The 25,372-nt window shown below is 48.8% G+C and carries 18 protein-coding genes; 14 read left to right on the top strand and 4 right to left on the bottom strand.

Translation table 11 applies throughout. The features are described from left to right. Positions 1–4: 4 nt before the first annotated feature. The 14 genes from G3M78_11980 (at position 5) to G3M78_11915 (ending at position 17,299) form a co-directional block, all read left to right on the top strand. Positions 5–757 (top strand): cytochrome C, encoded by a 753-nt coding sequence (locus tag G3M78_11980; GenBank protein QPJ66071.1) that lies wholly within the window; start codon positions 5–7, stop codon positions 755–757. A 182-nt stretch (positions 758–939) separates the two neighbouring features. Beyond that, entirely contained in the window at positions 940–3,585 is a 2,646-nt protein-coding gene (locus G3M78_11975; protein QPJ66849.1) for a c-type cytochrome, read from the top strand. Positions 3,586–3,661: 76 nt separating this feature from the next. After that, positions 3,662–3,844 carry a hypothetical protein gene (locus tag G3M78_11970; GenBank protein QPJ66070.1) on the top strand — a complete coding sequence of 61 codons (183 nt, stop codon included), beginning with the start codon at positions 3,662–3,664 and terminating at the stop codon, positions 3,842–3,844. Continuing rightward, positions 3,845–4,339: a restriction endonuclease gene (locus tag G3M78_11965; protein ID QPJ66069.1), complete on the top strand. Its 495-nt coding sequence runs from the start codon at positions 3,845–3,847 to the stop codon at positions 4,337–4,339. Between the two features lie 77 nt (positions 4,340–4,416). Then, the gene (gene metF / locus G3M78_11960; GenBank protein ID QPJ66068.1) at positions 4,417–5,298 is read left to right on the top strand and encodes a methylenetetrahydrofolate reductase [NAD(P)H]; all 882 of its coding nucleotides are present in this window, start codon (positions 4,417–4,419) and stop codon (positions 5,296–5,298) included. Beyond that, positions 5,295–6,188 carry a formylglycine-generating enzyme family protein gene (locus tag G3M78_11955; protein QPJ66067.1) on the top strand — a complete coding sequence of 298 codons (894 nt, stop codon included), beginning with the start codon at positions 5,295–5,297 and terminating at the stop codon, positions 6,186–6,188. Before metF ends, G3M78_11955 begins: the two co-directional genes overlap by 4 nt. A 33-nt stretch (positions 6,189–6,221) precedes the next feature. Continuing rightward, positions 6,222–6,956, top strand: coding sequence for a hypothetical protein (locus G3M78_11950; protein QPJ66066.1), 735 nt, complete (start codon positions 6,222–6,224; stop codon positions 6,954–6,956). A 41-nt stretch (positions 6,957–6,997) separates the two neighbouring features. Further along, a complete protein-coding gene (locus G3M78_11945; protein QPJ66848.1) occupies positions 6,998–9,130 on the top strand; it encodes a hypothetical protein in 2,133 nt (710 codons plus the stop codon). Between the two features lie 109 nt (positions 9,131–9,239). Continuing rightward, on the top strand, positions 9,240–10,532 hold the full coding sequence (locus G3M78_11940; GenBank protein QPJ66065.1) for a glutamate-5-semialdehyde dehydrogenase: 1,293 nt from the start codon (positions 9,240–9,242) through the stop codon (positions 10,530–10,532). Then, the gene (locus G3M78_11935; GenBank protein ID QPJ66064.1) at positions 10,529–11,392 is read left to right on the top strand and encodes a site-2 protease family protein; all 864 of its coding nucleotides are present in this window, start codon (positions 10,529–10,531) and stop codon (positions 11,390–11,392) included. The genes G3M78_11940 and G3M78_11935 overlap by 4 nt, the downstream gene beginning before the upstream one ends. Before the next feature lie 398 nt (positions 11,393–11,790). Further along, positions 11,791–12,564: a TolC family protein gene (locus G3M78_11930; protein QPJ66063.1), complete on the top strand. Its 774-nt coding sequence runs from the start codon at positions 11,791–11,793 to the stop codon at positions 12,562–12,564. A gap of 53 nt (positions 12,565–12,617) precedes the next feature. Further along, on the top strand, positions 12,618–13,688 hold the full coding sequence (dprA, locus tag G3M78_11925; GenBank protein ID QPJ66062.1) for a DNA-protecting protein DprA: 1,071 nt from the start codon (positions 12,618–12,620) through the stop codon (positions 13,686–13,688). A 21-nt stretch (positions 13,689–13,709) separates the two neighbouring features. Continuing rightward, the gene (gene topA / locus G3M78_11920; GenBank protein ID QPJ66061.1) at positions 13,710–15,965 is read left to right on the top strand and encodes a type I DNA topoisomerase; all 2,256 of its coding nucleotides are present in this window, start codon (positions 13,710–13,712) and stop codon (positions 15,963–15,965) included. A 2-nt stretch (positions 15,966–15,967) separates the two neighbouring features. Beyond that, entirely contained in the window at positions 15,968–17,299 is a 1,332-nt protein-coding gene (locus G3M78_11915; GenBank protein QPJ66060.1) for a methylenetetrahydrofolate--tRNA-(uracil(54)-C(5))-methyltransferase (FADH(2)-oxidizing) TrmFO, read from the top strand. 7 nt (positions 17,300–17,306) lie between these two features. Here the strand turns inward: G3M78_11915 and G3M78_11910 are convergent, their stop codons facing one another. From G3M78_11910 to G3M78_11895, 4 genes are all read right to left on the bottom strand, one after another. After that, the gene (locus G3M78_11910; protein QPJ66059.1) at positions 17,307–17,636 is read right to left on the bottom strand and encodes a YnfA family protein; all 330 of its coding nucleotides are present in this window, start codon (positions 17,634–17,636) and stop codon (positions 17,307–17,309) included. Positions 17,637–17,717: 81 nt separating this feature from the next. Further along, a complete protein-coding gene (locus G3M78_11905; protein ID QPJ66847.1) occupies positions 17,718–20,147 on the bottom strand; it encodes a GspE/PulE family protein in 2,430 nt (809 codons plus the stop codon). A gap of 792 nt (positions 20,148–20,939) precedes the next feature. Next, on the bottom strand, positions 20,940–22,832 hold the full coding sequence (locus G3M78_11900) for a DNA gyrase subunit B (protein QPJ66058.1): 1,893 nt from the start codon (positions 22,830–22,832) through the stop codon (positions 20,940–20,942). A 12-nt stretch (positions 22,833–22,844) separates the two neighbouring features. Next, complete coding sequence (locus G3M78_11895; GenBank protein QPJ66057.1) at positions 22,845–25,127, bottom strand: DNA topoisomerase 4 subunit A; 2,283 nt, start codon at positions 25,125–25,127, stop codon at positions 22,845–22,847. Positions 25,128–25,372: the final 245 nt, after the last annotated feature.

Raw genomic sequence — 25,372 nt, 5'->3', positions numbered from 1 at the left:
TTATATGGCTGTAGCGCCAAGAAAAAATCCTGAAGCAACCCCCGAGAAGGTCCATGTCTGGCCCTATTTGGTAAGGTTGGAATTCATGTGCGCTATAATCGTTATTCTGGGCCTGACGGTCTGGTCGATAATGATTGATGCGCCGCTGGAAGAAGCGGCCAATCCGACCAAAACCCCCAACCCCTCCAAGGCGCCTTGGTACTTCCTGGGATTGCAGGATATTCTCGTTTATTTCGATCCCTGGTTTGCAGGCGTTGTCGCGCCAGTTTTGATCATTGTCGGGTTGATGCTGATTCCCTACTTAGATGTAAACCCTAAGGGAAATGGCTATTACACCTACACCGAGCGAAAAGTCGCAATTTGGGTGTATCTGTTTGGTTTTTTGGTTTTGTGGATCGCCTTGATCATCATGGGTGTATTCCTTCGCGGCCCTGGCTGGAACCTGTTCATGCCCTGGCAATATTGGGACCCGCATAAGGTTGTAGCCTTGGTCAGTGTGGACTTGCCCTATGCCTTTGGGGTCCGTTCCTACAATATGGCGATGTTGTTTGGCGGGGTGGTTGTTTGCGGCTATTTTGCGGTCGGAACAGCGGCCTACTTTTTTATGGAAAGAAAGGCGATCAAATCAGTGGGGCTCATGAGGATGTTTATAAAAATCCAATTGATTCTCATTATGATCGGGATCGTCATAAAGATTGTGCTGAGGTTGGCCTTCAACATCAAGTATGTGTGGGTGACTCCCTGGTTCAATGTCTAGATAATTGTTTCGCATTGTTTTGATGCCCTGAGGGCTGACGTTGCGTTACGTGACTATTCAACAAACATGATTTAAGGTCTTGTCCATTGAGCGAAAAAGAACAAGAAGATACGAACGAAGCGAATCCTGAAGAAAAACCTTTTATTGATGAAGAGGTTTCCTACAGCTTTTTGTTTTTCCTTATGTCGGGGGCGCTCCTGCTCGTAACTGTGTGGGCGTTTTGGGATGATGAGTTTGCGCGCAGAGGTTTTAAAACCTATCAGGAAGAGTACCATAAAACTCAATATCAGCGCGCCCGGGTAGAATGGAAAGAGACAAATGATAAGATAGCCGCCAAAGAAATAGAGATTCAAACGCAATTGGCGGGAGAGGCTCAACGGCTGGAGTCTTCAGAGGCTTATCAGGCCTTGTCCGAAGCGGCTTTGGAAGCGCAAATCCATTTGGATGAAGAGAAAGAGCAGAAGAAATTTGCTGGAAGCCGCGTGGATGAAGCCTATTATTATTTTAAAAAGGCCATGCACGAGGGCAGGAATTATGATGTCGAAAAAGCCAAGCTGGAGGAACTAGAGGAAAAGGTTAGAGAATACGATCCTCTCATTGCTGAAAAGCAGGAAATTCTCGATAAAGCTGAAGCGGCATTAATGGAGTTTAAGGCTAAAAGCGTCAATCTTGAAAAAGAACTGCGTTCTTTGGTGAGCAGTCGCGCAATCATAGAGCAGAAAATGGACTATTATCGTCCCTTCAATCTGATGTGGCGCCCTGCGGAAATTTTGCAAACAGTGATTCCAGGATTTTCCATAAACAATTTCAGCGAGATTGTTTATCGGGTTGATCGTTGTATGACCTGTCATGTCTCCTATAAAGATCCTTATTATGAAGAATTCAAGGAACCGCTCAAGACACACCCCAATCTTGAAATTCTGATCAAAAAACATCCGCCTGAACGAACGGGCTGTACATGGTGTCATCTGGGTCAGGGAACCGCGACGGCCCCTGTTGAAGACGCGCATGGTTCGCATCATGAAATGGATCAGACTCGCGAAGTCAATGAGCCGATTTTATTGGGCGATCAGATGCAAAGCAATTGCCGCAACTGCCATGATGGCGTAATGCAGTTGGAAGGCGCCCCGATGCTCAACAAGGGTAAGAAAATATTTCAAAAGCTGGGTTGTCATGGATGTCATTTGGCGGAAGGGTTTGAGAAAGAGCCTAAAGTCGGTCCGAGCCTGAGACGCATTAAATGGAAAGTCGGCGCGGCTTGGATTTACGATTGGGTCAAGAATCCAAAAAATTATCTGCCAGAAACCCGAATGCCTGATTTTGAGCTGAATGATAAGGACGCTCTTGCAATCACCGCGTATCTGGTTGAGTCCTCCGACAAGGATTTTAAATACAATAATGATTTGCCGCCGGGCGATGCCGCCAACGGTAAGAAATTATTTGAAAGCGTTGGCTGTCAGGCTTGTCATCAATTCAAGGGCGAGGGCGAGAAACATGCTCCAGACTTGACTAATGTGGGAACGAAAGTACGACCGCGCTGGCTGGTGAATTGGATATCGAGTCCCCATTCCTACAATCCTGGGAGTGAAATGCCAGACCTTCGTCTTTCAGAGAGTGAAGGGGCAGATATTGCCGCTTACCTTCTCGATGGGAAAGATCGAATCCGCGACCGGGAACTGGAGAAACGAGCCAGGAATCCTGAGTTAGTCGCTTACGGTGAAAAGCTGGTGCGTGGACGCGGTTGTTTTGCTTGCCACGATGTCAACGGCATGGATAGCGAGGGACGCATAGCGCCCGAGTTGTCGTCCTTCGGTCGTAAAATGGTTGCCGAGTTAGAGTTTGGCGATACCCATATCCCCCATACCTGGGATAACTGGGTGAGGACTAAACTGAAAGAGCCGACCTCTTTCCGCACCGAGCGCGTTTTGGACAAGATGCCGAACTTTCATTTGTCTGATGACGAGATTAATGCTTTAGTTGTTCTGCTACGCGGCTTCAATGGTAGCAAGGTTCCTGATAAATATCAGGATATCATGACTGCGCGCGAACAGGCTCTGGAAACAGGGCGTCGGTTGATTGATCGCTATAACTGTAAAGGCTGTCATCATGTTGAAGGCGAGGGCGGATATATTCAGAAATATCTTAAAGGAACGGTTCAGTATCCGCCTCCATTGGAGCATGGCGATTACCATGTGGGCGAAAGAATCAAGCCGTCCTGGATTTTCTCATTCCTGAAAAATCCGACTCCGGTTCGCACCTGGGTGGATGTCAAGATGCCGACCTTCTCATTCAGTGACAAGGAGATTCAAGAGCTGACGGCTTATTTTGAAGCCTTGTCGCCTGAGAAAATTAAATATGAAGAAGGCCTGAACATCGCCAAGCCTGTTGAAAAAGTTCAGACGGGTGTTAAAGTCGTGAATTATATGGATTGTGGAAAATGCCATGACGACGGCGCGAAGGGTATCTCCTTCAAGATTGCCAGCTCCCGGTTGAAACAGGAATGGATTCCGAAATGGATGAAGGAGACTCAGAGCTTGATTCCATGGACGAAAATGCCAAACCATTGGGACGAAGAAGAGGGCAAGCTGGTCGTGAAAACCAAGTTCAGAGAGCTGAAAACAATTGGCTCGGTGGATCAACAGGTGAACGCGATCACGGACTTCATTGTCGGCTATAATAATCCCGATTATGATAACTCTCTGGTACTTGGAGAAGTTGAAGAAGTTGATGAAGATGAAGAAGAGGATGATGATTTCTTTGAGGGCGGTGGTTCGGATGGCGCCTCAGAGGATGATGACGAAGATGATGAAGAGGAAGAGGACGAGTAAGTTTCTTCCTTCTTAAACTGAAATGGCGGGGCGATTTCGCCCCGCCGATTAACAAATATATGTTAGGTGAACTTCCATGGAAAATTCCGGCCTTGAAAATTTTTTGTTGATCGCAACGAAACCTGATAACATTCCTATTGGAACCATGTTGCTGTTTGTTGGTTGGGTCACTTGGATTGCAGTGAAGCAAATGATCAAACACGACAAGCTGATTAAGGAAAACAAGAAAGAAAAAATCTGGGATGAAATGATCAAATAAGTGGGAATCTTTATTATAGCTTTTGTCGCATTCGCGATCGGCATTGTTTTAATTGTGTTCCTGAAAAATACGTCTCCACCCCCGCCACCGGATAAAGTTCATTTCGATAATCCGGATGATAAGCCTGTATATCTCATCGATCCCGATGAATTCAAGAGCAAGTGCATCGAGTTTCTTGAAAAATTCAACCTGGAATACCGACATTCTGTTTGGGCCAGTGATAGTGAGCTGGAAATCGCGATGCAGGATGAAACTCCGGTCATAGGCGGCGTCTATCTCGGACTTTGTATCATCAATCCTTATAATAATACCGTGGACTCCATCAAGGTTAAAGGTTTCATCGATACGGTTAAAGGCGAAGGCGCGAGCCGCGGTATCCTCATCACAACCGGTTATTTTTCCGCTGATGCCATGAACGTTGTCGATGAAGAACCGGTGGAACTGGTTGACGTCTTACAATTCCTCACCTATCTGAAACGTTTCGAAATATACTGATATTTCTGAGTATTAAAGAACACGCAACCCTGAAAGGGTGATTGTAATATAAGCTCCCGCTTGATAAAATCCCCTCCATGAAAATCATTGATATACTCAAGCAGACCCATCCCGCTTTTTCATTTGAATTTTTCCCTCCTAAAAACGACGCTGGATTTGAAACGCTCTACAAGACGATAGAAAAACTCAAGCCTTTGAACCCGGCCTATGTTTCTGTCACCTATGGCGCTGGCGGAAGTTCCCGCGCTCAAACGGTCGAGCTGGTTTCCCGCATCAAGAGCGAGGTGGGGATTGAGTCGATGGCTCACCTGACATGTGTCGGTCATAGCGCTGAAGAGATTCGCGATGTGCTGGAGTTGCTTGAAAGCAAAGGCGTGGAAAATGTTCTGGCTTTAAGAGGGGATCCTCCACAGGGTCAAACAGAATTTGTTAAACCGACTAATGGCTTTGAGTATGCGAATGAACTGGTCGGCTTTATAAAAAAAGATTTTTCGTTCTGTATTGGCGTTGCGGGTTATCCAGAAGTTCACCCCGAGTGCGCAGATGCGGAGACGGATACAGAGCATTTGAAAAACAAAATTACACAGGGCGGCGAATTCATCGTCACTCAGTTGTTTTTTGATAACTCCTATTATTTCGATTATGTGAAACGCTTGCGTAGCGCCGGAGTGACGGTTCCCATCATCCCGGGCATCATGCCGATTTTGAATCTCAAACAAATCATTCGTATCACTGAGATGTGTAAAACACGCATCCCTGACAGCCTTCAGGCGAAACTAGAAAAGGTTCAGGATGACGACGAGGCTGTGAGACAGATTGGCGTTGAGTTTGCTACTGAGCAATGCGCCGATTTATTGCAAGGCGGCGCTCCGGGTATTCACTTTTATACGCTGAACCGTTCGAATGCGACACTGGCTATCATGGAGGCTTTGATGAAACAATCGCAGGGCGGCCCATGAATCTTTCCACAAAAATCAGTTTGAACGGTCTTTCAAGGTTTGTTTTTCTAAACCGCCTCCTTGCGTGCATTGCAACGCTATGGATGGCGGTTTTTTGTATGACGGGGCTTGCCCTGGCAGATTTGGCTCAGCAAGAGCAGGAACAGGTTTCACCTGAACAGGTTTCACCTGAACAGCCTCTAGGCGAACAGGCCGAACCGGGACCTCAGGACATCATTTATAATATGGTCTTGATCCCTGCCGGAAAATTCACGATGGGTTGCAATCAATTCGGCATTCAGCATGGCGGCCCGGAACATGACGTTGTTCTGGACGCTTTTTTTATCGATAAATATGAGGTGACAAACAAGCTCTATGAGAAGGTTGTTCCAGAACATCGCTTGCGCCGCAGTCCATTTTCCTCCTGTGATGATTGCCCCGTTTCAAAAGTCAGTTGGTATGAAGCGGCGGACTATTGTTATCTCATCGGCAAAACCCTTCCCAGCGAGGCGCAGTGGGAGAAAGCCGCAGGCGCAAGGAATGGTTGCGAATTTCCATGGGGACCTCAATTTGACGTCACAAAGGGGCAGGCGAGGGGGGGCTTGAAACTTCGTGATGAAACAGCTTCTGTCGGTAGTTATCCGCCAAATAAATATGGACTGTATGATATGGCTGGTAACATGTGGGAATGGGTCTCGGACTGGTTCACTATCAATGATCGTTTTCCCGAAATCATGTACAATCCAAAGGGTCCGCGCAGAGGACAGATGAAAGTGCGCCGGGGCGGCGCCTGGTCGGACAGTATTCACGCGATGACGTCAGGATGGCGCGACAGGAGCCATCCATTTTCCAGAGGGTTCAACGATATCGGTTTTCGCTGTGCGCTCAACATTATTCACAAAAAACGTTGATAGACGGCGTTCATAGAGTTTGGCAATAAAGACATGGTGCTCCCAAAGAAAAAAGAATACATCGACCGACTCATCGACGAATCTCTCGCGGATGACGATGAAACGCTCGATTTTAAGGGGAAATTTATTGGCGACGACGGGGTCGAGGCTCTGGTCATGTCGGATCGGCTGGAAGGAGTTGAGAATCTGGACCTGACTCGCAATCACCTGACGCATAAAAGCGGACCCTTGATTGCCGACAACCCCAAGTTTGCAAATTTGCGGCGTCTCTATCTGGGCGACAACAATCTTGCCGATCGCGGAGCGGAAGCGCTGGCCCATGCTGTATTCGCTTCCGAATTGTCTCAACTGGATTTGCGTTTTAATAATATTGGCCTTGCGGGCGGCAAGGCGATTGCCGAATCGGATTTGTTTCGTCGTTTGCAGGTGTTGGTGTTTCAGGAGAATATGGTAGGCGACCAGGCATTGGAAATTCTTTCGAAGAACGCCAGTTTTGGAAATTTGCGGAAATTGAATTTTTACCGCACGGGAGTGACCGACCAGGGCGTCAAGACGCTGTCAAAATCGAAGGTAATGAAAAAATTAAAATACCTCAATCTGGCGCGTAATTATATTTACCTGCCAGCGGCAGAGGCCCTTGCCAAAACTAAAACGCTGACCAATATTGAAACTTTGATGTTTTATGATACATCTATAGGCGACGCTGGCGTTAAAGCGATTGTGAATTCACCTTCATTTTCCAAACTGAAAACGCTTCGAGTGACTTAAGGAGGCCAATGAGACCGCGAATAGTTCCAGTCAGTTTCGGGATGTTGCTGTGGCCCTTCTTGTTTGTCGTTTTATTCCTTCCCTCATTTTCATATTCCAGTCCGATTCCTTCTCATAACTTGCCTGACGTCATGGATGGCAAGCTGGCGACCCATGCGCCGTTGACGCTGGTAGACGGCATCGCCGTGGATGCAGTCGGTCAGGTTTATATTTCCCATCGTTCCAAGAACCGAATACGCAGAGTCGATGCTAACGGTATTATTTCTACCGTTGCCGGGAGCGGTCGCGCAGGCTTCGCAGGGGATAACGGCCCTGCGATCAAGGCGGAGTTAAATTTCCCTGCGGGCCTGACTTTTGACAAGGCCGGAAATCTTTATATTGCGGATAGAAACAACCACCGTGTTCGAAAAATCGATACAAAGGGCATCATCACGACGGTCGCCGGTTCCGGCGAGGCGGGCTTTGGCGGTGATGGCGGCTCGGCTTTACTGGCGCAGTTGAATTTTCCTTCTGACGTTGCTGTCGATAAAGACGGCAATTTGTTCATCGCCGATCGTTCGAACAATCGCATCCGACGTGTGGACCATCTTGGTAATATAAAAACCGTTGTGGGGCTGGGAGTTGCTGATTTTGGAGGCGATTATGGACCGGCGACGGACGCTCTCCTGAAATATCCTTTTGGGATCGAAGTCGATTCCAGCGACAATTTGTATATCGCTGATCGGGGCAACAACCGGGTGCGCAAGGTCGATTCGAAGGGGATCATTACCACTTTTGCAGGAGATGGCTCGCATTCTTTCAGCGGCGACTATGGGCCTGCATTTCAGTCCAGTCTGGCGTTTCCCACCGATGTCGCAGTCGCAGACGACGGCGTCGTCTATATCGCCGACCGCAACAACAATCGAATCCGCAAGGTTGATACGAACGGCGTCATCACCACATTCATGGGAACGGGCAAGCCGGACTATAATGGCGATCTCGAAATCGGCCCTGAGACCAACTTGTATTTACCCTTGATGATAAGTATCGACAGGGGGCAACGTTTATTGATCGCCGACCGATCCAATTTCAGGGTCCGTAGCATCGATTTGAAGCGGCAAAGCGTTGCCACCATTGCCGGCAATGGGGAATCTCTTTTCAAAGGAGATGGAGGTCCTGGAACCGGGGCGACCCTGGATTCTCCTTCCGGGATCGTAATCGATTCAAAAGGCAATGTCCTGTTTGCCGACAAACAGCATAACCGCATTCGAAAAATTGACAAGAATGGTTATATCTCCACATTTGCAGGCAATGGATCGCTTGGAAATGAGGGCAATGGCGGACCTGCTCTCGACGCGGCTCTGTTCCTTCCATCGCAGATGGCCATAGACGGAAAGGATCGGATTTATTTTGCGAGTCGCTCTGGAAACGGCTGGATCATTCGTAAAATAGATTCGGATGGCATCATCACTCATTTTGCCGGAAATGGAATGCAGGGCAAGCGAGGCGATGGCGGTCCCGCCACCGAGGCGTCCTTTCACTCCATTTCCGATATCGTTGCAGATGAAGAGGGTCGCGTCTACGTCTCCGACTTTATTAATAATGATATCCGAAAAATAGATCTGAATGGCGTCATCACCAGCGTCACAAAAGACCAGTTTGAAAAGCTGGGGGCCGAAGTGCACCCCAATGGACTGGCGGTTGGCGCCAATGGGGAACTCTATGTCTCTGATGCCGGGAGTAGCAAAATCCGGCGCATCACTGCTGGCCCTCAATTCATAACGGTCGCGGGAAACGGGGATTTTTCAGACAGCGGCAACGGCGGCCCGGCTTTGCAAGCTGGAGTGCGTTCTCCAGGCGGACTGGTCTATTCGCCCAAAGGTGAGTTGTATTTCGCTGAGGAACAATCCAATTACATACGAAAAATCGACGTCGATGGTAATGTCGTTTTGGTCGCCGGTATTGGCGAAGCGGGGCATAGCGGCGATGGCGGCCCTGCGACGCAGGCTCGCCTGAAGGGTCCCTACCGCTTGGCTCTGGATGATAGCGGGAATCTTTATTTTACCGACCGTGATAATAACAAGGTGCGGCGCATCAATACGGACGGAACGATAGAAACGGTCGCCGGTAACGAGAATATTGGCTGGATGCAGGATGGCCTGTCTGTTGTCAGTACGGTGCATAATTTCCCCTGATTTTCTAAAGATTTTTCTCCCACTCTTTGTTAACCTTGAATCAATTCTGATCCGGAGGCGACGCCGCCGGTTCGTTGCATAATCACACGATAATAGAAACAGTTCCCCTATGAATGATCAAACGGTTGAAGGTATCGCGAAAGCGGCTCAACAAGCGGCGTTGAAAATGGCGCGTCTCAGCTCTACTCAAAAAAATCAGGTGCTGGAGTCGATGGCCTGTTCCATCGAAAATCATATTCCCGCAATTCTGGAAGCGAATGAGAAAGACCTCGATTGGGCTCGCCAGGAAAATATAGAAGCGCCTCTGATTTCCCGGCTCGAATTGAGCGAAGGAAAAATCAGGGGAATGGCGCAGGGAATCCGTAGCGTCGCGGCTCTGCCTGATCCCGTTGGTTTGAAATTGAACGCCATGGAACTGGACGAGGGCTTGATCCTGACCCGTCTGACTTGCCCGATCGGGGTGATCGCGGCTATTTTTGAATCGCGCCCCGACGCGGTTCCGCAAATCGCCTCTTTGGGATTCAAATCGGGCAACGCGGTGATCCTCAAGGGCGGCAGGGAAGCGCAAAATTCCAATAAAATCATTGGCTCTTTGCTTCAACAGGCGATTCGATCTGTATCTGATATGCCGGAAGACGCGGTTCAGTTGATTGAAACACGCTCTGAGGTTGAAGAATTACTGAAACAGGATGCCTGTATCAACCTGATTGTCCCGCGCGGCAGTAACGATTTTGTCCGCTATATACAGGAGAATACGAAAATTCCGGTTTTGGGACACTCAGAAGGCATCTGTCATGCATTTATCGACTCGGAAGCAGATGATTCCAAAGCCATCGAGATTGTTCTGGATTCAAAACTGCAATATCCAGCCGCGTGTAACGCCATCGAAAATTTGTTGATTCATTCGTCCAAAGCAGAGAGTCTGCTACCAGAGCTTGTAACCCGCTTTAAAGAAAAAGGCGTGGAACTGGTGGGGTGCGAACGCGCGCAGAAAGCAGGGATAGCCGCCTGCCGTCCTGAAGACTGGGATACGGAGTACACGGGATTGAAATTATCCATCAAAGTTGTCGATAGTCTGGACGACGCGATTGATTTCATCAACTGCCATGGATCGGGTCACACCGACGTGATTATTACGGAGAATGAGTCCTCGGCTGAAAAGTTTATGGAAAAAGTGGACTCCGCCAGCGTGATGTGGAACGCATCGACGCGCTTTGCCGACGGTTTCCGCTACGGATTGGGCGCCGAAATTGGGATCAGCACGAATAAGACACACGCGCGCGGACCTGTCGGGCTTGAAGGGCTGATTATCTACAAGTATCAGTTACGCGGCAAGGGGCAGACCGTAGCTCAATATTCCGGCGAAAACGCGCGTTCCTTCACGCATAGACCGATTGAATGACTCAATTCGACGACATTTCGTCAGACACGTCATCCTCCCAGGTCCGGGAGATTCCTGAGTCACCCGGAACAAAGCAGTGGCTTGTGTTCAGCGCTTTGTTGTGCGCGACTGTTTTGACCATGTATCTGGCGGGCGGCGCGCTCTTCGCAATCAGTTTGCTACTCATTCTTGGCGCGCATGAATTCGGGCATTATTGGGCGGGGCGCCGCAATCGAGTCAAGGTATCGCTTCCGTATTTCATGCCAGCGCCTCCCATGTTTATTGCCGGTACTTTTGGAGCGTTCATACAGATCAAGGATCCGATCCCCGACCGCGATGTGCTTATGGAGATTGGCGCGAGCGGCCCCATCGCGGGTTTCATCGTCGCTTTAATCGCTTTATGGATCGGTTTATCTCTTTCAGAGGTTTCAACGGTACAGGCCATCCAGGGGATTTCATTTGGTGGCTCTATCATTCTGGCGGCTTTGTCGAAGATCATTCTAGGCGTGACGCCGTTTTCAAACGAGGTGGACATTCAACTGCACCCGATCGCTTTTGCCGGTTGGATAGGCATGTTCATCACGGCTCTGAATTTGATTCCTGTGGGGCAGTTGGATGGCGGTCATATCCTGTATGCTTTGTTTTTTGAAAAATATCTGTATCTGGCAAGGATTTGCTACCTGGCTTTGATACCGCTCGGGTTTTTGTGGAGTGGTTGGTGGTTTTGGGCTGTTTTAATTCTTATCGCTGGCATCAAACCTGCGCCGCTGGTGTTCGCTGAGCAAAAATTGTCACCGTTTCACCGTAAAATAGGGCTCTTATGTATCCTGATCTTTGCTCTCACCTTTGTTCCGGTACCCTTCATGGCGATTGGCTTTTAACTGATTGATTAATAACAATTTCCCTAGGGTTTTGACGTTCGTTTGAAAGTCCTTGGGCGGTGAATGTGAATTATAATAATGCCCATGTAAGTAATTGAAAAATAAGGATTTTTTTTGTATTCTACGGCTTGTGTTTTTGCCCTGTTTTGGCCAAATTAATATTGACATAAAGTGAAGCCATATGATAACGTTTTACACATCTGGGGCGCTGAACACTTGCCTTTCAAGCGGCAGATCCTTAAAAAGAATTCTCTTGGTTGCCATCAAGATCTCTTTGCAGGATTGTTCAGCGCCCTTTTTTCATACCCTGCTCATCTGTCTCAACACTCCCTCTCTTCAACACCATCTCAGTTATGATTTTAGATAAAAGTTATACTCAAACAACACGCCAAAGTTGGATGTCGTTTCTTATTGTTATCCTTTTTGTGTTCGCTACTCTGGACGCGTCTGCGAAAGAAACCAGCGTCGCGAAGGAATCCGTTGCGAAGGAAATCCCAACGCTTGAACAAGCCATTCAGCAGGCTTTGACCCTGGATGCTGACAAGACGCCGCGCTCGTCTCTCATTTTGATGGTTAAGGATTTCTATTTTCAAATTCAATCGAAGGCAGAGCAACTTGAAGTTGCGGAGGAAGTGAAAGAGCATTTTCAGAAAGCGGTTCAAAAATCGGAAGAGAAGTATGACGAAGGCGATGAAGACATCTCCCAGTCGAATATCACCAAGTTGAAGCTGGGTCTGGCGGGTACATTGAATGACATCTATGAACTGACCGCTGAAATTCAAATCGCCAAACTCTCGCTTGGAAAACTTCTGGGACGGCAGTTCGGCGATCAAAGCGTGCTGGCCGAAGCCAAGGTCAAACCCGTTTCATTCCCCTTCGTTTCGCTTGATGCATTCCTCGCCGATCAGAAAGAGAAGGTTGCAGACCGATTCGAATTGGAAAAAGCGTTCATTTCTGTTATTAAATCAAAAAATGTCATGCTCTTGGCAAAGAAGAATCGAAAAATCACCCGCACTCTGCTGGTCACTGAAGTGGCTAACTATGATTTCGGGATTGGCGATTCCGGCGATTTGTTTGAAGCGCTTATCATCTATACGCGAGTCTTGAAAGGCTATTATGCGTCGGTCTACGAGTTCAATCTTTCTGTTGCCCGATTGGAAGCCTTGCACTAAACCTTCATAACAGCGGGATTATGGAATCCAGGCGATATTGGATAGCTCTGAATATGGTTTTGGGTGTTGGCAAAACCTTGTTCCGCCGTTTGGTGACGCATTTGGGTTCCCCTAAAGCGGTTTTTTACGCCAATCGCAATCAATTGCTTGAAGTTGAAGGAATAGGAGCCAAAACCGCGCAGGAGATTTTGAATTTTGAAGTCGAGAGAAAGACCGAGCGTGAATTTTCTCTTGTCGATAAACTGGGCGGTCGCATCATCACATGGGAAGATGATGAATATCCGGCTTTGCTGAAATCCATCTACGATCCGCCTCCGGTCATCTATTGCCAGGGTTTGGACCTGAGAAGCCTGGCCTTTCCCATTGCCGTCGTCGGCGCTCGCAGTCCAACAAGTTATGGCAAACATGTAACGAATGATTTGTGCCAGGCGCTGGCAAGCAAAGGCTTTTCAATTGTGAGCGGATTTGCGCGGGGGATTGATACCTGCGCGCACCGCGCCGCTTTGAAGGCCGGAGGCAAAACCGCGGCGGTTTTTGGTTGTGGGCTGGCGCAAACCTATCCACCTGAGAACTCCGGTTTGAGAGAACAGCTATTAGAGCATGGCGCGTTGATTTCCGAGTTTCCCGTTACGATGGGTCCGGAGCGCAACAATTTTCCGGCGCGTAACCGTATTATCAGCGGCATGTCCCTGGGAACTCTTGTTGTCGAGGCGGGTGAAAAGAGTGGGGCTTTGATCACCGCTCAATTCGCCGTTGAGCAAGGTCGCGAAGTGTTTGCCGTGCCGGGAAATATTTCGTCGCCTAAAAGTCGCGGTCCCAATGCTTTGATACAGACCGGGGCCAAACTGGTGAATTCGGTCGATTCCATTCTGGAGGAAATGCCTTTTGAGGTTCAGGAGGCGTTGACTCAGAAACCACAAGGCGCAACTCTGGAATCGAAGCATGCATTCACAGAAAAAGAGCAAAGTCTGGTCGCTCTGCTCATGAACGAAGAATCGCATATAGATCGCTTAATTGAAAACAGCGGATTGTCAGCGGGTGAAGTTTCGGCTACACTGTTGCAACTTGAATTGAAAGGAGTTGTGCGGCAGTTGGATGGAAATGTGTACGCCGCTATTTGTTGAATCATTTTCTGAGGGAAATACATGGCACGGCCCCTAAAATCCTTGGTTATTGTGGAGTCCCCAACCAAGGTCAAAACGTTAAATAAAATACTGGGTAGTAATTTCATTGTTAAGGCATCCGTTGGGCATTTGAAGGATCTTCCTAAAAAGAAGCTGGGCGTCGATGTTGATAATGATTTTTCCCCTCAGTACATCACGATACGCGGTAAAGGAAAAATACTCAGCGAACTGAAAGCCGCGGCGAAAAAAGCCGGCGATATTTATCTGGCTCCTGACCCTGATCGCGAAGGCGAGGCGATTGCCTATCATGTCGGAAATGAAATCAGCAAATTCAACAAAGGTAAGGTGTACCGGGTTCTGTTCAACGAGATCACAAAGAAAGCGGTTTCTGAGGCGATCAAAAACCCCACGGAATTGAATGAGAATCTCGTCAACGCCCAACAGGCCCGGCGCATTCTGGATCGTCTGGTGGGTTATCAGATCAGCCCCATATTATGGAAGAAAGTGCATCGGGGCTTGAGCGCAGGGCGCGTGCAATCGGTGGCGCTCCGACTGGTTTGCGAACGGGAAAAAGAAATTCAGAGCTTTGAAAGCCAAGAATACTGGACCCTGATTCTGGACGTCAAAGGTTCCAAAGACCCGGAGTTTCAGACGCGCTTGTTTAAAATTGACGGTGAAAAAGCGGAACTGAATAATAAGGAAGAAACCGACGTAGTTCTGAAGGCTATCGAAAACGCATCCTTTGTTCTGGAGGGCGTCGTCAAAAAAGAGCGCAAACGAAACCCGTCGGCTCCGTTCATCACCAGTAGTTTGCAACAGGAGGCGTCGCGAAAGCTGAATTTTTCCCCCAAGAAAACCATGATGCTGGCGCAACGCTTGTACGAAGGCATCACTTTGGGAAAGAAGGGAACCATCGGTCTCATCACTTATATGCGTACCGACTCCACCCGAGTTGCAGACGAGGCGATTGTCGGCGTTCGTTCCTATATTGAAGAGCGTTACGGCAAGGAATTCCTTCCTGCGACGCCGAATCAGTACAAGAACAAAAAAGCCGCTCAGGAAGCGCATGAAGCGATTCGACCGACGGATGTGGCGCATGATCCTAAAGAGATCAAGGAGTATCTGGAATCTGATCTGCTCCGATTGTACGAACTGATCTGGTTGCGTTTTGTGTCCAGTCAGATGTCTCCGGCGATCATGGACACCACGCAATTTGATATCAAAGCAGGGTCGTATCTGTTTCGCAGTAACGGTTCGGTGATGAAATTTGCAGGTTTCATGAAAGTCTATGTCGAAGGCGAGGACAATACCCTGCCTGATTCTGGGTCGGGCAATGACCGTATTTTGCCCGATATCGCCAAAGGAGAAGTTCTCAAAGTTTTGAAGACCAATCCCGAACAACATTTCACGCAACCGCCGCCGCGTTTCACAGAAGCCATGCTCGTGAAAGAGCTGGAGGAAAAAGGCGTGGGGCGTCCGAGTACCTATGCTTCGATCATCAGCGTTATCAAGGATCGCGATTATGTCCGGTCAGAGGAAAGGCGATTGCAACCTTCGGAGTTGGGGACTCTGGTTTCCGATCTGCTGGTAGAGAATTTTCCAGACATCATGTCGACAGAGTTCACCGCGAAGATGGAGGATCAACTCGATCAGATTGAAGAGGGCAAAGTGGCCTGGGTGTCCGCGCTCAAGACTTTTTACACCCCCTTCAAAGTGGATTTGGAAAAAGCCGAAGAGAAAATGCGCGATATCAAGGGTGAGATCGAAGAGACCGGCGAGAATTGCGACAAATGCGACAAGCCCATGATTATCAAATGGGGGCGTTTTGGCAAGTTTCAGGCCTGCTCCGGTTATCCCGATTGCAAAAATACCCGGGAGGTTGGAAGCGATGGCGACCCGGCAGGCGCTCCGGCTGAAGAGGTGGAGGGCGTGTGCGACAAATGCCAGTCTCCGCTGGTCATCAAGATGGGGAGATTTGGTAAATTCATAGCCTGCTCGACTTACCCGGATTGCAAATTCACCAAACCTATCAGTTTAGGCATCGACTGCCCGGAAGCGGATTGCAAAGGCTATATTTCTTCGCGTCGCTCCAAAAAGGGACGCACGTTTTACGGCTGTAGCGAATACCCCAATTGCACCTTCACTTCCTGGGACAAACCGGTTCCCGAACCTTGTCCGGAATGTGAAAATCCCTTCCTGGTGGAAAAATGGAAGAAAAATGAAGGGGCGTCGATCATTTGCCCTAAATGCAAATTTAAAAAAGACAACGCGGCCTAACGATGAAAGATCATTTAACCGTCGTCGGCGCCGGACTGGCCGGTTCCGAAGCGGCTTGGCAGGCGGCAGAGTGCGGCATCCCGGTGGTTCTTTATGAAATGCGACCGGTCAATCCCACGCCGGTTCACAAGACGCAGTTTTGCGCCGAGTTAGTGTGCAGTAACTCCATGGGCGCCAATCAGCCCAATGCCGCGCCATATATCTTGAAGGAAGAATTGCGCCGCCTGAACTCCCTGATCATTGCCTGCGCTGATGAATTTGCTGTTCCTGCTGGAGCGGCTCTGGCGGTGGATCGCGATTTGTTCTCAGCCGCGATCACTCGCAAGCTGGAAAATCATCCGAACATTACATTGAAGCGGGAAGAGGTGGATGAAATCCCTGAAGAAGGGCCTGTCATTATTGCGACGGGGCCTTTAACGTCGCCGCGTTTGTCGGATAGCATCTCCCGGCTCATTGGCCAGGAATACCTGTATTTCTACGACGCGATTTCACCCATTGTCGATGCCAGCACCATTGATTACGACAAAGCGTTTTTTGCTTCCCGTTACAATAAGGGCGACGCAGACTACCTGAACTGTCCCTTGAATAAAGAACAATATCTGGCCCTGGTGCAGGAATTGAAAAGCTCCAACAAGGTTCCGCTTCAGCCGTTTGAAAAACCCATCTACTTTGAAGGTTGCATGCCGGTTGAAGAACTGGCTCTGCGCGGAGATCAGACGCTGGCGTTTGGACCGATGAAGCCGGTGGGCCTGCCGATTCCCGGGACGGGAGAGATCGCGCATGCGGTGGTTCAGTTGCGGCATGAGAATCTGGAAGGCACGGCGTTCAATATGGTGGGTTTTCAAACCAAACTGACTTACCCGGAACAAAAGCGCGTTTTTCGCATGATCCCTGGTATGGAAAACGCGGAGTTCTTCCGACTCGGGGCGATTCACCGCAACACCTTTATCAACGCGCCGAGTTTATTGACCCGCGAGTTGGATTTGAAAAGTAAACCGGGCTTGTATTTTGCCGGGCAGATCATCGGCGTTGAAGGTTATGTGGAGTCGACGGCGATGGGCGCTCTGGCGGCCTTGAGCGCTGTTAAAAAAATGCAAAATGGCAAGTATCAGCCGCCTCCTGGCGACACGGCTCTTGGCTCGTTGATCAACTATCTTTCCAAACAGGATGGCGGGAAATTCCAGCCGATGAATATCAATTACGGTTTGTTTCTGGTGCCCGAAATGAAGGTCAAAAACAAGCAATTGCGCAACGAAAAGATCGCGAAGAATGCTCTGGCGAGTCTGGATGCCTGGCTGGGAGATTATAAATCGAATATCGGATCTGCGGCTTGACGCTCAATTAAACCGTCGTTCTCGGTCCGTAGAAAATGATGACCGCTCCGGCGACAGATACCACAGCCCCCAGCGTATCCCAGCGATCAGGTGTCTGTCCCTCCACAGCCCATAGCCATAGTAAAGACGCAAGGATGTAAACCCCTCCGTAAGCGGCGTAGGTTCTGCCTGCAAATTCCGATTGAAGTTGAGTGAGTAGAAACGCAAACAAGGCGAGCAAGGCGATGCCGGGAATCAGCCAGTACGCGGTTTTTCCCAAACGCAACCAGGCCCAGAATGCGAAGCATCCGCCAATCTCAGCCATTGCGGCTGAAAAATATATGGCAAGGGAAGTCATGGAATTATTATTCTGCTGAGTTTCATGGCGAGTCCTGAGAGCCAGGAAGGGGGCGGCTCATTCGGCCTTGTTCTTACTGGGTTAGACGATACAAACCGCTAGGACCTGTTTTAAATCACAATCGCCCTTGAATATTTTCAGGATGCCATCCTGTTTCAGGGTGGTCATGCCGTCTTTAATCGCCTGTTCGCGCAGTTGCTCGACCATGCTCTGTTGCATGACCATCCGCTTCATATCGTTGGTTCCTTCCAGCAGTTCATGGATACCTGTTCGACCTGCATAACCGCTATCGCCGCATTTCTCACAACCTTTGGGGCCTTTCAGCATCAGGTCGTCGGTATACTCGATACCGAGTTTTTGAAAGTCCTTTTCGCCGTACTCACGGACAAGAGTATCGAATTCTTCGCGCGATGGATGATAGTCTTCCTTGCAGTTCTTGCAGAGTGTGCGGACCAGACGCTGGGCGACGATCAATAATAAGGCGTCGGCGAAATTGAGAGGATTCATTCCCATATCGAGCAGTCGGGTGATGGTTTCCGGCGCCGAGTTGGTGTGCAGGGTGCTGAAAACCAAATGCCCTGTCAGGGACGCTTCCAAACCGATCGAACAGGTTTCGGCGTCGCGCATTTCACCGACCATGATGACGTCGGGATCGCCGCGTAAAAATGATTTCATGGCGCGCGCAAAGTCCAGACCAATTTTGTTGAGCATCTGAACCTGCCGCAAACCCCGTTGCGTGATTTCCACCGGGTCTTCAGCCGTCCATATTTTTTTGCCCGGTTTGTTGATGTAGCCAAGCGCCGAGTGTAGCGTTGTAGTTTTACCCGAACCGGTGGGTCCTACGACCAGGATCAAGCCATAAGGTTTGACGATCTTGTCAATAAGCTTCGCGTAGTTACGATCGTTGAAATTCATCTTATCGAGAGGGATCGGTTTGCTCGCCGCCAGAATACGAAGCACCGCATCCTCGTTGCCGCCCACGGTCGGGCAGGTGGCGACGCGGTATTCAATATCTTTGGGGCCGTACTTCATGCGAATTTTCCCATCCTGCGGCATGCGGCGCTCGGCAATGTCCAGCTTGGACATGATCTTGATTCGGGACAACACAGCATGTTTGAAGAGGTAAGGGATTTCTTCGTAAATCGAGCATTCACCATCTTTGCGGAAACGCACCGTGATGGGATCCTTGTTCAGTCCCGGCTCAATGTGAATGTCTGACACGCCTCGATCATAAGCGTCGATGAGTATTTTATTAACGAGTCGGACGATGGTGCTGTCCGTTTCGCTGATCATATTGGACTCGTCGTTGTCCGGCGCTGATTCCAGTTCCGCTCCGGATTCATCTTTCAGTGCGCTAAGCAGAGAAGACATGCCCTCTGTTTCCGGCGTCGAAATACTTTCGTCATAGCCCAGGCTGGAATTGAGGTAATCGTAGATGTCGATCTTCAAGCCAACCTTGAACTCGATTTGTTTGCGGGAAAAGATGAGTTTGATGTTGTTGATGGTGTCTTGCTTGTCCGGGCTGTTGATCAGGATAGTGATCTTGTCGCCTTCCTTTTGAAGCGGAGTCCAAAAGTTTTTCAGAAGGAAATTTTTGTTCAAACCGGTGAAAACTTCTCCTGGCAAAACCACCGTATCGCTGTATGTGAAATAGGGAAGGTTGTGAAAGGTCTCCAGCGATTTACCGAGGTCGGATCGCTTGATTTTAAAATCATTCAATAGAATATTTTCGACGTCGATTTGAGATTTTCTCGATTTTAAAATCGCTTCCTTCAATTCCTCTGCAGAAATGATTCCTTCGTTCACCAGATAACTGAACTTGGTTGGCGTTTCCGGGACGTATTTACTGTAGTTGTGAAAGGCCAGCGCCAGAGTTTCTGAAATGATTTTGGCGTTCTTCTCATCCGCTTCTGTGAAGGGACCTCCATCTTTTTTGTTAATGAGCTGGAGCACTCCCATCAGTTCCGTGCCCTTCAGCATGGGGCAGGAGAGCATGGAATTGGTTTGGTATCCGGTTTTCTTATCCCATGAATCGTCGAAAACAATATCTTCGTGATAGGTTTTGATTTCTTCAGCGTCGTAGACGTTTTTGATGTTGACGCTTTTTTGACTCATCGCCACCCATCCAGCGATGCTTACGGGAGAAATGGGAACCCGTATTTTGTCGATACGATCGCCGGATTTAACTTTGGAATAAATTTCGTTATTTGCCGAATCGACGGCGTAAATCGTGATGACGTCGGCCTCAAACAAGTCGAGGATAGAGTTCTTAACCTCAATCAGAATATCGTCGACATGTTTTGCGGAATGGATCACCTGTGAAATGCGGTGCAACTGTTCTTCCGGCGTCGAATCTTTCCGTCGATCCAGGGAATGAATGTACTGACCGAGAATCGGGGATATATCGCGCGCGACTTTCAGATCGTTCTCATCAAAAATTTTGTCATCCTGGGTTGAAATGATTTCCAGAATGCCTACCAGTTTTCTATTTGCGGGCAAAGGCAAAGCCATGACCGATTGTGATTTGGTATCCAACGCTTCTTCAATGGATGAGCCCGGCGTTAGTTGAGAATGTAATTTTGAGAGAGCTGTTTCGGAGTATGCATTTTGAAGCAGGACAGGTTTTCCAGTGATCGCCACATAGCCGATGAGTTTTTTGGGTGAGATATCAATATAACTTTTGGTTTCACTTTCAATGCCATCGCTGATTGGGCTGAACAGGCGGCGATTGACGCGGTCGACGCCGTAGAGGGAAATATGGTTGCAACTGAAAACTTTTTTCAGATCGCAGGCTAAAACTTCCATGAAATCCCGGTTCTCGGTATTATTCTGCAGGGTGGCCGCTAAATTCTTGATGATTTCAGATGCGGACGCCGCTTCTTCTATGGAACCTTGAGGTTGTCCTTGCATAATAATAGTTGCTATGAATTGATGTTTGAAAAATTGAAAAGTTAAACGCTTTAAGTGGACTGGGGTTGTTATAAATCACAGTCCCCTCTAAAAATCCTGATGATCCCGACCTGTTACAATGTGGTCATTCCGTTTCTAATCGCTTGCTGACAAATTTCACCACTCTGATGTTTTTTCTATTCTGATGAACCCGTATATCAAATTCTTCCTTACCAGAATGCCAGTCTTCTTTTGAATTTGGAAAAAGCAAAATTTCTGATAACGTCCCGTTTATAAGTTACAACGGATTACCATATAGACTACTCTTTTGATAGGGGAAAAACAAGCGCTTTGGGAATGGAATCGAGAGGGGAACTTATTGATAAAATTACCGGTTAAGGCCCTGGAGGCTATTCAGATGTCGAGGTCCTTCACGTCGAGAGCGCGTTCTGTAATGAACTTGAAGCGAGGTTCGGCGTCTTTCCCCATTAAATCGACAAAGGCCTGATTAGTTTCCTCGGCGTTACGGATTTTTACCTGAATCAAGGAACGGTTCTTTTTATCCATCGTGGTTTGTTTGAGGTCGGAAGAGGGCATTTCTCCAAGCCCCTTGAATCGGCCGATTTCGTAAGCAGCACCATTCAGTTTTTCAACGATGGCGTCTCTTTCCTCATCGTCGACGGCGTACATCACCTTTTTACCCGCGTCGATGCGGTAGAGGGGCGGTTGCGCAATGTAGAGATGGCCGTTCGCAATCAACTGCGGCATATGACGGTAGAAGAATGTCAGGAGCAGGGCGCAGATGTGCGCGCCGTCGACATCGGCGTCTGTCATGATGATGACCTTGCCGTAGCGGAGTTTGGCGTAATCGTATTTGGGTTCGATGCCGGTTCCCAGAGCTGAAATAATATTTTTGATTTCGTTATTGTTCAGCGTTTTGCTCAAGGTTGCGGTTTCGACATTGAGGATTTTTCCGCGAATGGGCAGGATGGCCTGAGTCTTGCGATCTCGAGCCTGTTTGCTGGAACCGCCTGCAGAGTCTCCTTCGCAAATGAACAGTTCGGCAGAATCGCGATCCACTGTCGCGCAGTCGGAAAGTTTTCCGGGAAGATTCAGGCGGTGCGAGATGTTGGTTTTTCTATGAATCGCGTCTTTCGCCAGGCGCGAGGCCAGTCGGGCCTGTGCGGACAGGATGACGCGGTTTGCAATCGTGTCGCCGAGCGTCGAATGCGCATGAAGCGTTTGCTCCAGCGAATGCTTCACTGAGGACTCGACTTGAGAAGTGATTTCGGAGTTCAAGCGTCCTTTAGTCTGGCCCTGAAATTCAACGTCGCCTTGCAGGTAGACATTGATGATCGCCGTTAAACCTTCTTTAACGTCGTCGGCGGTGATTCCGGTCACGCCCTTGGGTAGAAGATTTCTTCTTTCAATGTAGGTTCGCAAGGCTTTGGTGATGCCGTTCCTGAAGCCATTTTCATGCGTTCCGCCGTCTGCCGTGCGTATTGAATTGGCGTAAGACAAAATGAGCGTGTCTGTTTTGGAACTCCACATGAAAGTGGTTTCCAGTCGCATGGTTTTGTTTTCTGTTTCAAGATAGAAGGGGTCGTCCGAAAGCGTGGACTGGTTCTTGAGCAGGTGCCGGATATAATCCTTGATGCCCTCCGGGTATTGGAAGGTATGCGTTTGACCGTTCTCATTGAAGACAATTTTCAGTCCCTTGTTGAGAAATGCCTTGGCCTCCACGCGTTCGAGAATGAGTTTGGGCGCGAATTCGATTTTTGGAAATATTTGCGGATCGGGTTTGAAGTGGATGGTCGTTCCGTAATTGCGCGATGATTTTCCTTTGACAAGTTTTCCAGTCGGCTTGCCGCGCGAATAAGTTTGGCTCCATTCAAATCCGTCGCGACGCGACGTTGACTCCAGCGTTTCGGACAAGGCGCAGACCACCGCCATACCCACGCCATGCAAACCGCCTGATACTTTGTAGGCGTCGTCGTCGAATTTGCCGCCGGAATGCAGGGTGGTGAACAAGACTTCCATTGCGCTCTTCCCTGACTTTTGAAAAGTGTCAATGGGGATGCCGCGCCCGTTGTCTTTGATGGTGACGCCGCCGTCGTCTTCCAAAGTGATCTCGATCTGGTCGCAATGTCCGTTCAAGGCCTCGTCAACAGCATTGTCCAGAATTTCCCAGACCAGATGATGCAGGCCGGAACTCGTTGTGGAGCCGATATACATGCCCGGTCGCTTGCGTACAGGTTCGAGACCTTCGAGAACCTGAATATCTTTTGAATCGTATGTGTTCGACATTCCTATGACTTTCTAACGGATTGACAGGATTTTTAATTTTTTGGACAGGGCAACGCCTTGACTGCCGCGACTGTAGACGGGAACCGAGTTCATTTTGATCTCTTTCGTTTTGCCGCCATCCAGTTCCAGCGTCGCCGAACTTTTTGCGGTCACGCATTTGAAGCCCGCTAACTCGGTGTCGATCAATTTGATCAGACGCACTCCGGCTCCGGGGCCTGTGAGTAATGGCGTTTCGTCGAGCGGGATCATCATGCCCTTGCCTTTTTCTGAAGCGAGAAAGACATAGTCCCCACTGACCGGCGTGACGCCGGCTAACAAGGCGCCGGATTTGAGGCTGGCAAACTTGCGCCCGGCGCGAGTGGTCTCGGAGATTTGCGATAGAGAAAATCTGAAACCATAGCCCTGGGTCGATACGGTCAAACATTGATCTTCGCTGACATTGGAGTTCTCTTCGAAGGCCAGGGACTGTTGTTTATCTTTCTTCGCCGGTTTGGCTTTGCTGGCGATTTCCGCGCCGGAACCATCGAGAGTTGAGATGAATAAGGGCTTTTCTCCGTCGGTAAATTTAAAAATATTTTGGATGGGATCTCCAAAACCGCCTCTGGAATAGGGGAACTGGTAGGCCTTCTGCACGTAAACCATGCCATGATTGGTGAAAAATGCAATCATGTCTTTGGAATTGGCGCGAACGATTTCCAGCAGGGAATCGTTTTCCTTGAAGCGCAGGGTCGCTTCATCCGGCATGGATTTCACTTTACGCAACCATCCCAAAGCGCTGACCACAAGGAAGGCTTCTTCCTCTTCAACAAAATCCTCTGCGTTGAATTCAATGCTGTCGTCCGTTTTGATTTTTGTTTTTCGTTTGTCTCCGAATTTTTCGTTGATGATTTCAATCTCTGAACGCACCTCCGCCCATACTTTTGCAGGGGATTTGAGGATGCCTTCGATGCGCTTCTTTTCCGCCTGTTTTTCTTTTTGCTCGGCCAGGATTTTATCTATTTCGAGCGAGACCAGGCGGTAGAGCGGAATTTCAAGAATCGCAGTGGTTTGATCGTCGTCCAGATCAAAGGCATTTTTGATTTTTTCATGGGCTTCTTTGCGCGAACTGGAACTGCGTATCAGCTTGAGCGCTTCATCGAGTTGATTGAATATTTTTGCAAGGGCGATGAGGATATGCAGTCGTTTTTCAAGCAGACGCAGTTCATACTCGAATCGGCGCGTGACGACTTGTTTTCTGAAGTCGAGAAAATAACGAAAAATTTCCTTGAGAGACAGACGTTTCGGCTCGCCGTCTGGATTCAGACAATTGAAGTTGATCTGGATGCTGGTCTCAAAATCAGTGTGCTTGAGAATATAGGCGACCATCTTGTCCGTATCGATGGAGCTTTTGGTCTCCAGAATGATACGGATTTTCTCATCGCTTTCATCGCGCACATCGGTCAATCCCGGTAGTTTTTTTGCGATGATGATCTCTGCGATTTTTTCGATGAGCTTGGATTTGTTGATGCCGTAAGGAATCGAGGTGATGACGATTTGTTGTTTGCCTTTGGGAAGCGACTCGACTGTCCATTCCCCGCGAACGCGGAGCGACCCGAGTCCTTGTTCGTAGGCGGATTGAATATCCTGTTTACTGCTGAGCAGTACGCCGCCGGTTGGGAAGTCGGGTCCCTTGACATGCTTCATCAATTGCGCAACCGTCTTCTCCGGGTCTTCAATCAGAGCGATCAGGGCGTTGTTGATTTCCTTCAAGTTGTGGCTGGGAAAACTGCAAGCCATTCCCACGGCAATTCCAGACGAGCCGTTGACCAGAAGATTGGGCACCTGCGAGGGCAGGACCACAGGTTCTTTGAGAGTGTTGTCGTAATTGAGTTTGAAATCGACGGTTTCTTTTTTCAGGTCCGCGAGCATGAAGGCGGTGATCGGAGTCAGTCGCCCCTCCGTGTAACGGTAAGCCGCCGCCGGGTCTCCGTCGACCGAGCCGAAATTTCCTTTTCCCTCGACCAGCGGGTAGCGCATGGCAAAATCCTGAGCCATGCGGACCATGGATTCGTAAGTCGAAGCATCTCCATGCGGGTGGTACTTACCCAGAACTTCACCGATGATCTTTGCCGATTTGACATGTTTTGCGGTCGCGCTGACGCCCATTTGGTCGATTGCGTATAAAATTCGCCGGTGAATGGGTTTCAAACCATCGCGCACATCGGGTAGTGAACGCGAGACAATGGTGGACAGGGCGTAGGTGAGGAAACGATTTTCGAGTTCCTCCTGCAGATCGGAAAGTTTTACATCATTCATGAGTGTGTGTCTGGGGATAGAAAATTAAACAAAATCGGTCGTTGCTAAAGAAATATTCGAGTGGAGGCTTGCAATACCGGTTCTTTGATTCTATTGATAATGAATAGGTTGTTGTATGCGTTTGAGCGTGTCACAATGTGGATGACGTGGATTTTTTTACCATATATTGTATGGCGAAATTAACTATATACGATATACGGGGTTGCAACGCAAGTAAAATCAATGATTAGCGTTTTAGACGCTTC

The organism is Candidatus Nitrohelix vancouverensis (genome assembly GCA_015698305.1).
Classification (GTDB): Bacteria; Nitrospinota; Nitrospinia; order Nitrospinales; family VA-1; genus Nitrohelix; species Nitrohelix vancouverensis.
This window is presented reverse-complemented; position numbering and strand designations above follow the sequence as displayed.

Excerpts from the sequence above, each read along its gene's own strand:
- G3M78_11930 (QPJ66063.1), top strand. The coding sequence starts at position 11,791 with ATGTCGTTTCTTATTGTTATCCTTTTTGTGTTCGCTACTCTGGACGCG.
- G3M78_11915 (QPJ66060.1), top strand. The coding sequence starts at position 15,968 with ATGAAAGATCATTTAACCGTCGTCGGCGCCGGACTGGCCGGTTCCGAA.
- G3M78_11950 (QPJ66066.1), top strand. The coding sequence starts at position 6,222 with ATGGTGCTCCCAAAGAAAAAAGAATACATCGACCGACTCATCGACGAA.
- topA (QPJ66061.1), top strand. The coding sequence starts at position 13,710 with ATGGCACGGCCCCTAAAATCCTTGGTTATTGTGGAGTCCCCAACCAAG.
- G3M78_11975 (QPJ66849.1), top strand. The coding sequence starts at position 940 with ATGTCGGGGGCGCTCCTGCTCGTAACTGTGTGGGCGTTTTGGGATGAT.
- G3M78_11895 (QPJ66057.1), bottom strand. The coding sequence starts at position 25,127 with ATGAATGATGTAAAACTTTCCGATCTGCAGGAGGAACTCGAAAATCGT.
- G3M78_11970 (QPJ66070.1), top strand. The coding sequence starts at position 3,662 with ATGGAAAATTCCGGCCTTGAAAATTTTTTGTTGATCGCAACGAAACCT.
- G3M78_11905 (QPJ66847.1), bottom strand. The coding sequence starts at position 20,147 with ATGGCTTTGCCTTTGCCCGCAAATAGAAAACTGGTAGGCATTCTGGAA.
- G3M78_11940 (QPJ66065.1), top strand. The coding sequence starts at position 9,240 with ATGAATGATCAAACGGTTGAAGGTATCGCGAAAGCGGCTCAACAAGCG.
- metF (QPJ66068.1), top strand. The coding sequence starts at position 4,417 with ATGAAAATCATTGATATACTCAAGCAGACCCATCCCGCTTTTTCATTT.
- G3M78_11910 (QPJ66059.1), bottom strand. The coding sequence starts at position 17,636 with ATGACTTCCCTTGCCATATATTTTTCAGCCGCAATGGCTGAGATTGGC.
- G3M78_11980 (QPJ66071.1), top strand. The coding sequence starts at position 5 with ATGGCTGTAGCGCCAAGAAAAAATCCTGAAGCAACCCCCGAGAAGGTC.
- dprA (QPJ66062.1), top strand. The coding sequence starts at position 12,618 with ATGGTTTTGGGTGTTGGCAAAACCTTGTTCCGCCGTTTGGTGACGCAT.
- G3M78_11955 (QPJ66067.1), top strand. The coding sequence starts at position 5,295 with ATGAATCTTTCCACAAAAATCAGTTTGAACGGTCTTTCAAGGTTTGTT.
- G3M78_11935 (QPJ66064.1), top strand. The coding sequence starts at position 10,529 with ATGACTCAATTCGACGACATTTCGTCAGACACGTCATCCTCCCAGGTC.
- G3M78_11900 (QPJ66058.1), bottom strand. The coding sequence starts at position 22,832 with ATGTCGAACACATACGATTCAAAAGATATTCAGGTTCTCGAAGGTCTC.
- G3M78_11945 (QPJ66848.1), top strand. The coding sequence starts at position 6,998 with ATGTTGCTGTGGCCCTTCTTGTTTGTCGTTTTATTCCTTCCCTCATTT.